Below are 13,969 nucleotides of genomic sequence, written 5' to 3' on the forward strand. Positions count from 1 at the left end.
CAATCCTCCCTGATCAAAGGGAATCACGATCGACGCTTCTGCGGAAGCCAAAACGATTCAGGGTTGGGACGAAAAGCTTTAGACCGCCGCCCCCGCCATCCGCAGGGTCAGGTTGACCCGGCCGCCGCCGGGCACCAGATCGGAGCTATTGGGCCGGATGCGGTCGATGCCGTGAAAGGCTAGCCGCGCCGGGCCGCCCATGACCACCACGTCACCCGAATGCAGCCACAGGCTTTCGGTCGCGTCGCTGCGCCGCGCCCCGCCGATGCGGAACAGTGCCGCGTCGCCCAGACTGATCGAGACCACCGGCCAGCCGAAATCAGCCTCGTCCTTGTCCTGATGCAGACCCATCCGTGCCGTGTCGCGGTAAAGGTTGATAAGGCAACTGTCGGGGGTCGCATCCAGTCCGGTGACCTGCCGCCAAAGCTCCTCCAGCCGCCGGGGCATCGGCGGCCATGGCCGGCCATCGTGCTGTTTCGGCTCGTACCGGTAACCGCGGCCGTCGGTGGTCCAGCCAAGCGCGCCCGCCGCCGACATGGCGACGGACATCGGCTTGCCCCAGCGGGTCATCTGGCGCACCGGCGGCGCGGCGCGCCAGATCGCGGCGACATCCTCCATCAGCGCCGTTTGCGCCGCCTTGTCGAGATGCGCCGGGTGGATGACAAATCCGCGGATTTCCCGGGTATTCGCTTCGCGCATGCAATTGCCCTTTCTTATGCGGCGCTTTGTCGATGATAGCCGCGACGACGCTTGCGCGCCCAAAATCCGGTTCCTATATAGCCATTCGACGCCGGTCTTTCGCGCCGGCTGCAATCTGGGATTGGCCCGCGGGGGCCGCGAACGGACCCGCCGGGCCCATAATCGCCGCAAGAAAGGTTAGACATGTCCAAAGTTATCGGGATCGACCTCGGGACGACCAACAGCTGCATCGCCATCATGGACGGCAGCCAGCCCCGGGTCATCGAGAATTCCGAGGGCGCGCGCACCACGCCCTCGATCGTTGCCTTCACGGAAACCGAACGCCTGGTCGGCCAGCCCGCCAAGCGTCAGGCCGTGACCAACCCCGCAAACACCATTTTCGCCGTCAAGCGCCTGATCGGCCGCCGCCTGACCGACCCCGAGGTCGAGAAGGACCGCAAGCTGGTCCCCTATGCCATCGTCGACGGTGGCAATGGCGACGCCTGGGTCGAGGCCCGGGGCGATAAATATTCGCCGTCGCAGATCAGCGCCGTGATCCTTCAGAAGATGAAGGAAACCGCCGAAAGCTATCTGGGCGAGAAGGTCGATCAGGCGGTCATCACCGTCCCGGCCTATTTCAACGATGCCCAGCGTCAGGCCACCAAGGACGCCGGCAAGATCGCCGGTCTGGAAGTCCTGCGCATCATCAATGAGCCGACCGCCGCCGCGCTGGCCTATGGGCTCGACAAAAAGGAATCGAAGACGATCGCGGTCTATGACCTTGGCGGCGGTACCTTCGACATCACCATTCTGGAAATCGACGACGGTTTGTTCGAGGTCAAATCGACCAACGGGGACACGTTCCTTGGTGGTGAAGACTTCGACATGCGGATCGTCAATTACCTCGCCGAAGAGTTCAAAAAGGAACACGGCGTCGACCTGACCAAAGACAAGATGGCGCTGCAACGCCTGAAGGAAGCCGCCGAAAAGGCCAAGATCGAGCTGTCCTCCTCGAGCCAGACCGAGATCAACCAGCCGTTCATCAGCATGGACAAGGACAGCGGCACGCCGCTGCATATGGTCATGAAGCTGACCCGGGCGAAGCTGGAAAATCTGGTCGGCGACCTGATCAAGGCCACGCTGAAACCCTGCCAGGCGGCGCTGAAGGATGCCGGCCTGTCCAAGGGCGACATCGACGAGGTGGTTCTGGTCGGCGGCATGACCCGCATGCCCAAGGTCGTTCAGGAAGTGACCGAATTCTTCGGGAAAGAGCCGCATAAGGGTGTGAACCCCGACGAGGTCGTGGCCCTTGGCGCCGCCATTCAGGCCGGCGTTCTGCAAGGCGACGTGAAAGACGTGGTTCTGCTGGACGTGACGCCGCTGTCGCTGGGCATCGAGACGCTGGGCGGCGTGTTCACCCGGCTGATCGACCGCAACACGACGATCCCGACCAAGAAAGGCCAGATCTTCTCGACCGCCGAGGACAACCAGAACGCGGTGACGATCCGGGTGTTTCAGGGCGAACGTGAAATGGCCGCGGACAACAAGATGCTGGGCCAGTTCAACCTTGAGGACATCCCGCCCGCGCCCCGCGGCATGCCGCAGATCGAGGTCACCTTCGACATCGACGCGAACGGCATCGTCTCGGTCAGCGCCAAGGACAAGGGCACCGGCAAGACCCAGAACATCACCATCCAGGCTTCGGGTGGTCTGTCGGACGAGGACATCGAAAAGATGGTCCGCGACGCCGAGGCGAATGCCGAGGGCGACAAGGCCCGCCGCGAACTGGTCGAAACCCGGAACCAGGCCGAAAGCCTGATCCACTCGACCAAGAAATCGCTGGAGGAGCATGGCGACAAGGTCGATGGTTCCACCGTCGAAGCGATCGAACTGGCCATCGGGGCGCTGGAAGACGCGCTGAAATCCGACGACGCCGGCAAGATCAAGGGCGGTATCCAGAACCTGATGGATGCTTCGATGAAGCTGGGTGAGGCGATCTACAAGGCGCAGTCATCGGATGAGGGGGCGGCTGACGCCGGTGCCTCGGATGAACCGCGCGGCGTGGATGACGATATCGTCGACGCTGATTTCGAAGATCTCGGCGACGACAAGCGCAAGTAAGCGTCCCAGGACGGCAAGGCCGGTCCGCGTTGACGCGCGGGCCGGCCTTTGGCTGATGTAACGGAAAGCAAGAAGACATGGCAAAGCGCGATTATTATGATGTGCTGGGCGTGGCTCGGGGCGCTTCCGCCGAGGATATAAAAAAGGCCTATCGCAAGAAGGCCAAGGAACTTCACCCCGACCGCAACAAGGATGACCCGGACGCCGAAGCCCAGTTCAAGGAAGCGAACGAGGCCTATGACGTCCTGAAAGATGAAACCCGCAAGGCGGCCTATGATCGTTTCGGCCACGCAGCCTTTGATGGCGGCATGGGCGGGATGGGCGCCGGACAGCGGGGCGGTGGCGCATACGCCGGCGGCGGCGCCGATTTCGGATCGGCCTTCGCCGACGTGTTCGAGGATCTGTTCGGCGATTTCATGAACGGCCGGCAGGGTGCCGGCGGAGGCCGGGCCCGGGCAAGCCGTGGCCAGGATCTGCGCTACAACCTGCGCATAACGCTCGAGGAAGCCTATAGCGGGCTGCAAAAGTCGATCACCGTGCCGGGCAGCGCGACCTGCACCACCTGCAACGGCACCGGCGCCGAGGGCGGCGCCGAGCCGGTGACCTGCCCGACCTGTTCCGGCATGGGCAAGGTGCGGGCGCAGCAAGGGTTCTTTACCGTCGAGCGCACCTGCCCGACCTGCAACGGCGCCGGCCAGATCGTCAAGAACCCGTGCAAGGTCTGCCACGGGAAAGGCCGGGTCGAACGCGACCGGAATCTGTCGGTCACCATCCCGGCCGGCGTCGAAACCGGGACGCGCATCCGTCTGGCCGGCGAGGGCGAGGCCGGATTGCGCGGCGGCCCGCCGGGCGATCTTTATATCTTCATCGAGGTCCGCGACCACGAGATTTTCATGCGCGACGGCGTGACGCTGGCCTGCCAGATCCCGGTGGCCATGGTCACCGCGGCTTTGGGGGGCGAGGTCGAGGTTCCGACGATCGACGGCGGCCGCTCGCGCGTCAAGGTGCCTGCCGGCAGTCAGTCCGGCCGCCAGATGCGGCTGCGTGGCAAAGGCATGCCGCCGTTGCGGCACGGCTCGGGCGCGCAGGGCGATTTCGGCGATATGCTGATCGAGCTCAGCATCGAGACCCCGGTCAATCTGACCGCACGGCAAAAGGAACTTCTGACCGAGTTCCAGGAGATCAAGGCCGACAACAGCCCGCGATCTTCGGGGTTCTTCAAGAAGGTCAAAGGGTTCTGGGACGGCATGACCGGCTGACGGCTGGTCCGACCAGCACGGAAAGTATCGGGCGCGGCGGAAACATCCGCCGCGCCTTTGCTTTTGGGGATGCGTTAACCGAACCGAAAGGATTTATGGCGCAGCATCGGGGGATGAGCGCGAATCGATCCTTTGGCGAAGGCCCGTTGCCCCTGTTCGAACCCGACCCGGCGTTCGGCGATACCCCCGTGGACGAAGCGGCGGCTGCTGCCCTGATTCCGGCGGGCGCGGGGTCCGGCGCGCGCGGTGGCCCGCGCCTGCCATCCTATATCTCGGACCATCGGGCGCGGTTGCGTGAACGGTTCATGCAGGGTGGCGCCGGCGCCATGCCGGATTATGAACTGCTGGAGCTTGTGCTGTTCCGGGCCATCCCGCGGCAGGATGTCAAACCCCTCGCGCGGCGGCTGCTGGACCGGTTCGGGGATTTCAACCGGGTTCTCTCGGCCTCGAACGCGCGCCTGCTGGACGTCGATGGGGTTGGGCCTGCGGTCGTTCAGGAACTGAAGATCGTCGAGGCGGCGGCACAGCGCCTGTCGCGGTCGCGGGTCATCAACCGGCCGGTCCTGACCAGTTGGGATGCGCTGCTGGATTACTGCCACACCACCATGGCGCATGGAGAGATTGAGCATTTCCGGGTGCTATATCTGGACCGCAAGAACGTCCTGATCGCCGACGAAGAACAGTCACGCGGCACCGTCGATCACGTTCCGGTCTATCCGCGGGAAGTGGTGCGACGGGCGCTGGAACTGAATGCGAGCGCGCTTATTCTGGTTCACAACCACCCATCGGGCGATCCCACGCCTTCCGACGCGGATATCACCATGACCGCGCGGATACGCGATGCGGCCGAGGTGATGGGCATCGTCCTGCACGACCATCTGATCATCGGCAAATCGCGCGAGTTGAGTTTCCGGGCGGAAGGTTTGGTCTGACCGCGACGGGCTGGCTTTGGGCGCGAGGCGGTTCCGGACATGCACGGCGGCGATCACAGGCCGCGCTGGCGTGGTGCTGCCACCCCGATAGCGCGGTAGCCGATAACGCGATACTCGGAAGCGCGGTATCCGACACCGCGATACCCCAAAATGCGAAAAGGCCCTGCCCGAGTGACGGGTGGGGCCTTTGGCAAGACGCGAACAAGCCATCGCGTCGGCATGGGTCTTGAAGTGTACGGGTCTTGAACCGTACAGGTCTTGAAGCGTTCAGCCCCGGCGCGCGATACGCTCGATATCGCCACGGCACAGGCCGATGTCGTCCAGTTCACGGTCGCTCAGACGCGACAGCGATTTGCGGGTCACGCGGGCGTCGTTCCATTCGTTCAGCATGGCAACCAGCTTGCCGGCAAAACCGTTTCCGCGCGCGCCGGTGGCGGCGCGATTGATGTCGATTGCAGTCATTTTCGGTATCCTTACCACCTGTGCCCAGTCCTTGGGCGGCGTTCGTATGCGATGTATATAACCCGGGCAGCGTGCGAAAACCACGGTCTTAACGGCAATGCTGCTATGCAGCATAATCATAAGCATCCGTTTTTGTTGAACTTTTCATGACATCACGCCCGCGTCAGTCGCGCAATAAAATTACTTATGCCGAAACGTCAAAACTCAGACTCGGCAAGAATTTGCATTTTCCGCTGTCGGATGTTCTTGCTTCGTGCTAATTCCATGGAAAAGAAGAACGAATTGGGGGCGGCATGCGGGTTCTGGGGATTGATCCGGGTCTACGCAATATGGGCTGGGGCGTGATCGAGGTCGACGGCCCGCGTCTGCGCCATATCGCCAATGGAATCATCCACTCCGAGGGCAGCGACCTGCCTGCGCGGCTTTCCATACTGTTTCGCGGGCTGGCCGCGATCATCGCCAGCCACGCACCGACCGCCGCCGCCGTCGAACAGACCTTTGTCAACAAGGACGCGGTCGCAACGCTGAAACTGGGTCAGGCGCGCGGCATCGCGCTGCTTGCCCCGGCCGAAGCCGGACTCACGGTCGGGGAATACGCCCCCAACGCGGTCAAAAAGGCCGTGGTCGGTGTCGGCCATGCGGCCAAGCAGCAGGTCGAGCATATGGTGCGGATGCAACTGCCCGGGGTCGCGATCGCCGGATCGGACGCCGCAGACGCGCTGGCCATCGCGATATGCCACGCCCATCATCTTCAGGGGCGCCGCGCCATCCGGGTGGTCGCGTGATCGGGCGGCTGGCGGGAACCATCCTGCATCGCGCGCCGGATCATGTGCTGATCGACGTGCGCGGCGTGGGTTATATCGTTCATGTTTCCGAACGAACGGCGGCCGCGCTGCCGCCGGTGGGCCAGGCCACGGCGCTTTATACCGACCTTCTGGTGCGCGAGGATCTGCTGCAACTGTTCGGCTTCACCTCGATGCTGGAAAAGGAATGGCACCGGCTGCTGACCTCGGTTCAGGGCATCGGGGCCAAGGCATCGCTGGCGATACTCGGCACGCTGGGCGCCGAGGGGTTGGGCCGGGCGATCGCGCTTGGCGACTGGGCCTCGGTCAGAAAGGCGCCCGGCGTGGGGCCGAAACTGGCGCAGCGCGTGGTCCTGGAACTGAAGGACCGCGCGCCGGCGGTGATGGCGATGGGTGGCAGTCTGACGGTCGACACCGGCGATCTGGTGCTGCCGGATGACGCCGGCCCGGCGGCCACCGCGCCCGCCGCATCGGCGAAACCCGCGCCCGCATCCGCCGCGACCTTGTCGGCCAGCGCGACGGCGGACGCCATGTCGGCGCTGACCAATCTGGGCTATGGCCCGTCCGAGGCCGCCGCGGCCGTCGCCACCGTCAGCGGCCGCGATCCCGGCGCCGCCACAGCCACCCTGATCCGCGCCGCGCTGCGTGAACTGGCGCCGAAGGATACCGGCTGATGTCCGATTCCCCGCCCGATCCGATACCCGGCCCGAACCCCGGCCCCGACCCCGTCCTGCGCCCCGATCCGCTGCCCGAGGATGACCGGGCCATGCGTCCGCAGGCGCTGGCCGATTTCATCGGTCAGGCCGAGGCGCGGGCCAATCTGCGGGTTTTCATCGAAAGCGCGCGGATGCGGGGGCAGGCGATGGATCACACCCTGTTCCACGGGCCGCCCGGTCTGGGCAAGACCACGCTGGCGCAGATCATGGCGCGCGAGCTGGGGGTCAATTTTCGCATGACCTCGGGCCCGGTGCTTGCCCGGGCCGGCGATCTGGCCGCGATCCTGACCAATCTCGAAGCGCGCGATGTGTTGTTCATCGACGAGATTCACCGCCTGAACCCCGCCGTGGAAGAGGTGCTTTACCCGGCGATGGAGGATTTCGAGCTGGATCTGGTGATCGGCGAGGGGCCGGCCGCCCGCACCGTGCGGATCGAGCTTCAGCCCTTCACGCTTGTCGGCGCGACCACGCGGCTGGGCCTTCTGACCACGCCGTTGCGCGACCGTTTCGGCATCCCCACGCGGTTGCAGTTCTACGCGGTCGAGGAGCTCGATCATATCGTCACACGCGGCGCCCGGCTGATGAATATCCCGGCCGAACCCGAGGGCACGATGGAAATCGCCCGCCGCGCCCGGGGCACGCCCAGGATCGCCGGGCGGCTGCTGCGCCGCGTCGTCGATTTCGCGCTGGTCGAGGGCGACGGCAGGCTGACCCGGGCGCTGGCCGATAACGCGCTGACCCGGCTTGGCGTCGATGATCTGGGGCTCGACGGCGCCGACCGCCGTTATCTGTCGCTGATCGCCCGGCATTACGGTGGCGGTCCGGTGGGGGTCGAAACCCTGTCCGCCGCGCTGTCGGAAAGCCGCGATGCCATCGAGGAGGTGATCGAGCCGTATCTGCTGCAACAGGGGTTGATCGCCCGGACCCCGCGCGGGCGCATGCTGGCGCGCCGGGGCTGGCGGCATCTGGGATTGGCCGAGCCATCGCCGCAGACCCCGCAGCAGGAGCTGTTCGAATGAGCCTTGATCCCCGGGTCGAACAAAAGGTCCGCGACAGCTTTGCGCGTCAGACCATGATGCAGACGCTGGGCGCGACGATGGCGGCGCTTGGGCCGGGCACCTGCCGGATCACCGCCCCGATCCTGCCCACCTCGCTGCAACAGCAGGGCGCGGGTCATGGCGGCCTGAGCTTCTCGATCGGGGACAGTGCGGCGGGATATGCGGCGCTGACCCTGATCCCGCCCGAGGCCGAGGTGATGACGGTCGAGATGAAGATCAATTTCATGTCGCCGGCGCTGGGCGCGCGGCTGGTGGCCGAGGGGCGGGTCATCCGTCCGGGTCGGCGCATCATGGTCGTGGCGTCCGATGTCTGGGCCGAGGATGAAGCCGGCGCGCGCCGTTATGTCGCGGTGCTGCAAGGCACGATGATCCCGGTCTAGGCGGGCGCGGCCCTAACCGCCGCCGCCTCCGCGCGGATGGGCGTTGCGGTGGATTTCGACCAGTCGCGCATCGTCGACGCCGGTATAGATCTGCGTCGTGGCAAGGCTCGCATGGCCCAGCAGTTCCTGAATGCTGCGCAGATCGCCCCCGGCGGCAAGCAGATGTGTGGCGAAGGAATGGCGCAGCGCGTGGGGGGTCGCACTGGGGGGCAGCCCAAGCTGATGGCGCATCCGCACCATGGCCATGTTGATCAGCGCCGGTCGCAGCGGGCCGCCGCGTTTGCCGCGAAAGATCGGCTGTTCGGCGGCAAGCGGATAGGGGCAGAGCCGCAGATAGTCGGCGACCGCCTGCGCTGCCACCGGCAGCATCGGCACCCGGCGTTCCTTGCCGCCCTTGCCGCGAATGGTCAGCGCATCGCCGAAGGGCCAGTCGGCGCCGGTCAGACCAAGCGCCTCGGATATGCGCAACCCGCAACCGTAAAGCAGCGTCAGGACGGCGGTGTCGCGGGCGGCGATCCATGGTTCGTCATGGTTGTGTTCGGCCAGCGCCAGAAGATCGCGGGTCTGATCGCGGTCAAGCGGCCGGGGCAGACCCTTGGGGACGCGCGGGCCGCGCGTCGACAGCGCCGCCGACAGATCATAGCCCTGCCGGTCGGACAGCCAGCGCAGAAACGACCGTACCGCCGACAACCGCCGCGCCAGTGAGCGCGGCGACAGGCCGTCCTGACGCTGCGCGGCCGCAAAGGCGCGGATGTCACCCTGCCGCAGGGTGGAAAGACCGGCGGGCAGGGCGGGACTGCCGTGATATTCGCCGATGAAGGAAAGAAAGCTCAGAACATCGCCCTGATAGGCGCGGATGGTATGGTGGGACCGGTCGCGCGCGGCGGCCTCGATCCCCAGCCATTCCTGAACCGCCGCCGACATCGCCGGTGCAAGCGCCAGCGCCGGCGGCGTTTTCGTCACGGCGCCAGCCAGCGCACCAGCGCAAGCCGCGTGACCTGCCCCAGAAAGCGCAGCAGGTCGGTGCCCTGCGCGGGCGTGAACCGGCCCCGTTCGACCGAACCCATCAGCAGGATGGCGCGGCGATCGGGCCCGAGCTCCAGCGGCAACAACGCCTCGGACAGGATGGCGCCTTGCGCCGTGTCATGCAGCCGGGCGGTCGAATCACTGGCCCGGCGCAGCACGATATCATCGCCGCGTAAGGGGCGTCTGCCGGCCGACAGCAGCCCCTCGACCGTGCCGGGGGTCAGCACCTCGATCCCCGCGGCGGGGGCCGGCTCGCCCGGCGGCACCTCGGACAGCAGGCGCAGCGATTCGACCCGCAGAAGCGGTGCCACCCGCGCGCCGAGATTTTCGACGAAGCCGGCCAGATCCTGCGGTTCCAGCAGGCTGATCACCGCGCGGTGAATGGTGTTGGTGCCCGACAGGTTTTCATATGCGGCCGAGATCACGCCCTCATGCGCGGCTTCAAGCCGGTCCAGACGCGACTCCAGCGCCTCCATCGCGCGGCCACGGATGTCGATTACATTGCCGCCGACCTCGGAATCGCGGGCCAGCATGAGCGCGCGCATCAGTTCAAGGTCGGACAGGATCAGATCGGGCCGGGCGATCAGCTTCTGGCGCCATTCCGGCGCGATGCCGTCGCCTTCGGGTTTGGCGTTATCCGACATCAGCCGATCTTTTGCCCGGTTTTCGCCCAGTCGGCATTGAACTGTTCCAGCCCCCTGTCGGTCAGCACATGCTTGACCATGCCCTTGATGACCGCCGGCGGCGCAGTGATCACATCCGCGCCGATCTTGGCGCAATCGGTGATGTGGTTGACCGAGCGGATCGAGGCGGCCAGAATCTCGGTCTTGAAATCGTAATTGTCGTAGATCGTGCGGATATCCTCGATCAGCTCCAGCCCATCAAGGTTGATGTCGTCAAGCCGGCCGATGAACGGGCTGATGAAGGTCGCGCCCGCCTTCGCGGCCAAAAGCGCCTGCGCGGGGGAAAAGCACAGCGTGACATTGACCATATGGCCTTCGGATGACAAAGCCTTGCAGGCGGTCAGCCCGGCCCAGGTCAGCGGCACTTTGACCGCGATATTGGGGGCGATCTTGGCCAGCGTCTTGCCTTCGCGAATCATGTCCTTGGCGTCCTCGGCCACCACCTCGGCCGAGACCGGGCCGGCGACCAGATCGCAGATTTCCTTGGTGACCTCGGTGATGTCGCGCCCCGATTTCAGGATCAGCGACGGGTTCGTGGTCACGCCGTCCACCATGCCAAGGTCGTTCAGTTCCTTGATGGCGGCGACATCGGCGGTATCGACAAAGAATTTCATGGCGGCTTCCTTTCGCGGATTTGCAGAAGTGATACCGCAGATGCCGCCGGGCGGAAAGGCCGTGCATGGCTAGGATGACGGCCGAATTTGCGACGGGCGCGCGGATCGCGGTGCTGACCACCGAGGTCGTGGGCGTCCTTGACTATCTGGCGCCCGAGGGTGGCGTTTCGCCGGGCGCGCTGGTTCTGGTGCCGCTGGGTCCGCGCCGTGTGCTCGGCTGCGTCTGGGGCAAGGGGACGGGCGATTTCGATCTGGCCAAGCTGCGCCCGGTTGCGCGCGTGCTGGATGCGGCCCCGCTGACCGATCACATGCGCGAATTTCTTGAGCGTGTCGGCGACTATACCCTGACCCCCATGGGGCTGATGTTGCGCATGGCGACCCGCGCCCCCGATCTGGACCAGCCGCCCGCGCTGCGCCGGGTCATCCGGCGTGCCGGACCCGCGCCGGCGCGGCTGACGGACGCCCGCGCCGCGGTTCTGCGGGTCATCGACGATCACGGCGGCGCCGGCTTCGCCCCGGCCGAGCTTGCCGCGCTGGCGGGTGTCGGGACGAGCGTCGTCAAGGGTCTGGTCGCGGCCGGAACGCTGGTCGAGGAACAGGCCCCCCGAGATACGCCCTATCCCGAACTTGACCCCGATCTGCCCGGAAAACCCCTGGCCGAAGATCAGGCCGCCGCGGCCGCCAGCTTGCGTCAGGGGCTGATCGACGGCGGCTATGCCACCACGCTTTTGCGCGGCGTCACCGGCTCGGGCAAGACCGAGGTCTATCTTGAGGCAGTTGCCGAATGCCTGCGGCAGGGGCGGCAGGCGCTGGTCCTTTTGCCGGAAATCGCGCTGTCGGCCGAGTTTCTGGACCGGGTCGAGGCGCGTTTCGGTGCGCGGCCGGGCGAATGGCATTCCGGCGTTACCCGCAGCGAACGCCGGCGGCTGTGGCAGATGGCGGCCTCGGCCGGGGTCGATCTGGTGGTCGGCGCGCGCTCGGCCCTGTTTCTGCCATTTCGCGATCTGGGTCTGATCGTCGTCGATGAGGAACATGACAGCTCCTACAAGCAGGAGGACGGCGTTCTGTATAACGCCCGGGACATGGCGGTGCTGCGCGGCTCTATCGACGGGGCGCAGGTCGTGCTGGCATCGGCCACGCCCAGTCTGGAAAGCTGGGTGAACGCCGGCGCGGGCAAGTACAACCGGCTGGACCTGCACGCCCGCTGGGGCGCGGCGGACCTGCCCGACATGGGCGCCATCGACCTGCGCGATGCCGATATGCCGGCGGGGCGCTGGATCTCGGCCCGGCTAGCGGCCGAGGTCGGGGCGCGGCTGGAACGCGGCGAACAATCGCTTCTGTTCCTGAACCGGCGCGGCTATGCGCCCGTTACCGTGTGCCGCGCCTGCGGTTTTCAGATCGGCTGCGATCATTGCGATGCCCGCATGGTCGAGCATCGCTTTCAGAACCGGCTTGTCTGCCATCAATGCGGCACCAGCAAGCCCATCCCGACGGCCTGCCCGTCCTGCGGCGCCGAGGGCAGGCTCGCGGCGCTGGGGCCGGGGGTCGAGCGTCTTGCGGAAGAGGTGGTCGAGCGCTTTCCGCAGGCCCGAACGGTGGTTCTGTCCTCGGACCTGTTCGGCAGCGCCCGGGCCCTGAAGCAGACGATCACCGAAATCGCGGCCGGCGGGGCCGATATCATCATCGGCACCCAGATCGTCGCCAAGGGGCATAACTTTCCGTTGCTGACATTGGTCGGGGTGATCGACGCCGATCTGGGCCTGCAAGGTGCGGATCTGCGCGCGGCCGAGCGGTCCTTTCAACTGATGCGGCAGGTTGCCGGACGCGCCGGCCGGCACGGTGCCGGGCAGGACGGCCGGGCGGCGGGGCTCGCGCTTTTGCAGACCCACCAACCCGACCATCCGGTGATCCGCGCGATCCTGTCGGGCGATGATGAGGCGTTCTGGAATGCCGAGGTGGCCGCGCGTCAGGCCGCCGGGATGCCCCCGTTCGGGCGGCTTGCCGGAATCATCCTGTCCTCGCCCGATGCGACCGAGCTAAGCCGGTTCGCGCAGGAGCTTTCCCGCCATGCGCAACCCTTGCGCGACGCCGGCGCCGAACTGCTGGGACCGGCGCCCGCGCCCATCGCCCGCATCCGTGGCCGCCACCGCATGCGGTTTCTGATCCGCGCGCCCCGGCAGGCGCCGGTGCAGGCGGCGATCGCCGCGTGGCTGGCCTCGCTGCGGCCGCCGACCAACCTGCGCGTCGCGGTCGACATCGACCCGCAATCCTTCCTGTAAACAGTCCTTCCTGTAAGCAGTCCTTCCTGTAAGCCGCGTTTAAGGGGCTTTTCCACGGCGGGCAGAGTGACTAGCTTGTTGCCATGAAATGGACCTTGCCCAATGTTCTGACCGTGATCCGTCTGGTGGCCGCGCCGGCGGTGCCGCTGATGTTTCTGTATTTTCATCGGCCATGGGCGGACTGGGCGGCGCTGACGCTGTTTCTGCTGGCGGCGGTCACCGACTGGTTCGACGGCTACCTTGCGCGGCTCTGGAAACAGGAAAGCCGCTTTGGCGCGGCGATGGACCCGATCGCCGACAAGGCGATGGTGGTCATCGCGCTGGTCGTCATCACCGGCTATTCGGGCATGAACCCGTGGCTGATCCTGCCCGCGACGGTGATCCTGTTCCGCGAGGTCATGGTCTCGGGCCTGCGCGAGTTTCTGGGCGACGACGCCAAGCAGCTTAAGGTCACGAAGCTGGCGAAATGGAAGACCACCGCGCAGATGGTCGCGATCTCGGTCCTGTTTCTGGGCACCGGGCTGGCCTATGTCGAGAATGGCCGGCCGCCGCTTTTGGGCGAAGAGGGGTTGCCGGGCAATCTGACCTGGGCCGGGCTTGCGACATGGATGGGGCTTGCGCTGATGTGGGTCGCGGCGGTGCTGACCGCCATCACCGGCTGGGATTACTTCGACAAGGCCCGGCCGTGGCTGCGGGACAATGATGCGCGTTGACGTGCTATATTTCGCCTGGCTGCGCGAGCGGATCGGCCTGCCGCGCGAAGAGGTCGAGACCGAGGCGCGGACCCCGCGCGAACTTGCCGCGCAACTGGCCGCGATGGATGACTGGCATCGCGCCGCCCTGTCCGATCTGGGGGCGGTTCGTGTCGCACTGGACCAGACCCTCAGCGATTGGGACGCGCCTTTGGCGAATGCGCGCGAAGTGGCGTTCTTTCCCCCGATGACCGGGGGCTAGGGCA

General features: G+C 66.1%; 15 protein-coding genes. 10 read left to right on the forward strand and 5 right to left on the reverse strand.

What is annotated here, in order from left to right; genetic code table 11:
* Positions 1-78: 78 nt before the first annotated feature.
* Complete coding sequence (locus tag ACFSCT_RS12440; protein ID WP_379143202.1) at positions 79-699, reverse strand: alpha-ketoglutarate-dependent dioxygenase AlkB; 621 nt, start codon at positions 697-699, stop codon at positions 79-81.
* A 183-nt stretch (positions 700-882) separates the two neighbouring features.
* Here ACFSCT_RS12440 and dnaK point away from each other — a divergent pair, with 183 nt between their 5' ends.
* From dnaK to radC, 3 genes are all read left to right on the forward strand, one after another.
* Entirely contained in the window at positions 883-2,799 is a 1,917-nt protein-coding gene (gene dnaK / locus ACFSCT_RS12445; RefSeq protein ID WP_379143204.1) for a molecular chaperone DnaK, read from the forward strand.
* Between the two features lie 77 nt (positions 2,800-2,876).
* The gene (gene dnaJ, locus ACFSCT_RS12450) at positions 2,877-4,058 is read left to right on the forward strand and encodes a molecular chaperone DnaJ (RefSeq protein ID WP_379143206.1); all 1,182 of its coding nucleotides are present in this window, start codon (positions 2,877-2,879) and stop codon (positions 4,056-4,058) included.
* A 113-nt stretch (positions 4,059-4,171) separates the two neighbouring features.
* On the forward strand, positions 4,172-4,990 hold the full coding sequence (gene radC / locus ACFSCT_RS12455) for a RadC family protein (RefSeq protein WP_379143208.1): 819 nt from the start codon (positions 4,172-4,174) through the stop codon (positions 4,988-4,990).
* A gap of 267 nt (positions 4,991-5,257) precedes the next feature.
* Here radC and ACFSCT_RS12460 read toward each other — a convergent pair whose 3' ends face one another.
* Positions 5,258-5,452 carry a DUF1127 domain-containing protein gene (locus ACFSCT_RS12460; RefSeq protein WP_379143210.1) on the reverse strand — a complete coding sequence of 65 codons (195 nt, stop codon included), beginning with the start codon at positions 5,450-5,452 and terminating at the stop codon, positions 5,258-5,260.
* A 293-nt stretch (positions 5,453-5,745) separates the two neighbouring features.
* Here ACFSCT_RS12460 and ruvC point away from each other — a divergent pair, with 293 nt between their 5' ends.
* From ruvC to ACFSCT_RS12480, 4 genes are read left to right on the forward strand one after another with little or no spacing between them, the layout of a single operon-like run.
* On the forward strand, positions 5,746-6,237 hold the full coding sequence (gene ruvC / locus ACFSCT_RS12465; protein WP_379143212.1) for a crossover junction endodeoxyribonuclease RuvC: 492 nt from the start codon (positions 5,746-5,748) through the stop codon (positions 6,235-6,237).
* Positions 6,234-6,929, forward strand: a complete 696-nt coding sequence (gene ruvA, locus ACFSCT_RS12470; protein ID WP_379143214.1) for a Holliday junction branch migration protein RuvA — start codon at positions 6,234-6,236, stop codon at positions 6,927-6,929. The genes ruvC and ruvA overlap by 4 nt, the downstream gene beginning before the upstream one ends.
* Entirely contained in the window at positions 6,929-7,990 is a 1,062-nt protein-coding gene (gene ruvB, locus ACFSCT_RS12475; RefSeq protein WP_379143216.1) for a Holliday junction branch migration DNA helicase RuvB, read from the forward strand. The genes ruvA and ruvB overlap by 1 nt, the downstream gene beginning before the upstream one ends.
* Positions 7,987-8,409 (forward strand): PaaI family thioesterase, encoded by a 423-nt coding sequence (locus tag ACFSCT_RS12480; protein WP_379143218.1) that lies wholly within the window; start codon positions 7,987-7,989, stop codon positions 8,407-8,409. Before ruvB ends, ACFSCT_RS12480 begins: the two co-directional genes overlap by 4 nt.
* Positions 8,410-8,421: 12 nt before the next feature.
* On the opposite strand, the gene ACFSCT_RS12485 is transcribed toward ACFSCT_RS12480, so the two are convergent.
* From ACFSCT_RS12485 to fsa, 3 genes are read right to left on the reverse strand one after another with little or no spacing between them, the layout of a single operon-like run.
* A complete protein-coding gene (locus tag ACFSCT_RS12485) occupies positions 8,422-9,372 on the reverse strand; it encodes a tyrosine recombinase XerC (RefSeq protein WP_379143220.1) in 951 nt (316 codons plus the stop codon).
* Positions 9,369-10,079, reverse strand: coding sequence for a DUF484 family protein (locus ACFSCT_RS12490; protein ID WP_379143221.1), 711 nt, complete (start codon positions 10,077-10,079; stop codon positions 9,369-9,371). The genes ACFSCT_RS12485 and ACFSCT_RS12490 overlap by 4 nt, the downstream gene beginning before the upstream one ends.
* Complete coding sequence (fsa, locus tag ACFSCT_RS12495) at positions 10,079-10,732, reverse strand: fructose-6-phosphate aldolase (protein ID WP_379143223.1); 654 nt, start codon at positions 10,730-10,732, stop codon at positions 10,079-10,081. Before fsa ends, ACFSCT_RS12490 begins: the two co-directional genes overlap by 1 nt.
* Positions 10,733-10,806: 74 nt before the next feature.
* On the opposite strand from fsa, the gene ACFSCT_RS12500 reads away from it, so the two are divergent.
* The 3 genes from ACFSCT_RS12500 to moaD all read left to right on the forward strand — a co-directional run bounded on the left by ACFSCT_RS12500 (position 10,807) and on the right by moaD (position 13,965).
* Entirely contained in the window at positions 10,807-13,011 is a 2,205-nt protein-coding gene (locus ACFSCT_RS12500; RefSeq protein WP_379144365.1) for a primosomal protein N', read from the forward strand.
* Positions 13,012-13,094: 83 nt separating this feature from the next.
* The gene (gene pgsA / locus ACFSCT_RS12505; RefSeq protein ID WP_379143224.1) at positions 13,095-13,724 is read left to right on the forward strand and encodes a CDP-diacylglycerol--glycerol-3-phosphate 3-phosphatidyltransferase; all 630 of its coding nucleotides are present in this window, start codon (positions 13,095-13,097) and stop codon (positions 13,722-13,724) included.
* Positions 13,714-13,965: a molybdopterin converting factor subunit 1 gene (moaD, locus tag ACFSCT_RS12510; protein WP_379143226.1), complete on the forward strand. Its 252-nt coding sequence runs from the start codon at positions 13,714-13,716 to the stop codon at positions 13,963-13,965. The genes pgsA and moaD overlap by 11 nt, the downstream gene beginning before the upstream one ends.
* Positions 13,966-13,969 lie beyond the last annotated feature (4 nt).

This window comes from Paracoccus pacificus (assembly GCF_042680785.1).
Lineage (GTDB): Bacteria > Pseudomonadota > Alphaproteobacteria > Rhodobacterales > Rhodobacteraceae > Paracoccus > Paracoccus pacificus.

Excerpts from the sequence above, each read along its gene's own strand:
- ACFSCT_RS12440 (WP_379143202.1), bottom strand. The coding sequence starts at position 699 with ATGCGCGAAGCGAATACCCGGGAAATCCGCGGATTTGTCATCCACCCG.
- dnaK (WP_379143204.1), top strand. The coding sequence starts at position 883 with ATGTCCAAAGTTATCGGGATCGACCTCGGGACGACCAACAGCTGCATC.
- dnaJ (WP_379143206.1), top strand. The coding sequence starts at position 2,877 with ATGGCAAAGCGCGATTATTATGATGTGCTGGGCGTGGCTCGGGGCGCT.
- radC (WP_379143208.1), top strand. The coding sequence starts at position 4,172 with ATGAGCGCGAATCGATCCTTTGGCGAAGGCCCGTTGCCCCTGTTCGAA.
- ACFSCT_RS12460 (WP_379143210.1), bottom strand. The coding sequence starts at position 5,452 with ATGACTGCAATCGACATCAATCGCGCCGCCACCGGCGCGCGCGGAAAC.
- ruvC (WP_379143212.1), top strand. The coding sequence starts at position 5,746 with ATGCGGGTTCTGGGGATTGATCCGGGTCTACGCAATATGGGCTGGGGC.
- ruvB (WP_379143216.1), top strand. The coding sequence starts at position 6,929 with ATGTCCGATTCCCCGCCCGATCCGATACCCGGCCCGAACCCCGGCCCC.
- ACFSCT_RS12480 (WP_379143218.1), top strand. The coding sequence starts at position 7,987 with ATGAGCCTTGATCCCCGGGTCGAACAAAAGGTCCGCGACAGCTTTGCG.
- ACFSCT_RS12490 (WP_379143221.1), bottom strand. The coding sequence starts at position 10,079 with ATGTCGGATAACGCCAAACCCGAAGGCGACGGCATCGCGCCGGAATGG.
- fsa (WP_379143223.1), bottom strand. The coding sequence starts at position 10,732 with ATGAAATTCTTTGTCGATACCGCCGATGTCGCCGCCATCAAGGAACTG.
- ACFSCT_RS12500 (WP_379144365.1), top strand. The coding sequence starts at position 10,807 with ATGACGGCCGAATTTGCGACGGGCGCGCGGATCGCGGTGCTGACCACC.
- pgsA (WP_379143224.1), top strand. The coding sequence starts at position 13,095 with ATGAAATGGACCTTGCCCAATGTTCTGACCGTGATCCGTCTGGTGGCC.
- moaD (WP_379143226.1), top strand. The coding sequence starts at position 13,714 with ATGCGCGTTGACGTGCTATATTTCGCCTGGCTGCGCGAGCGGATCGGC.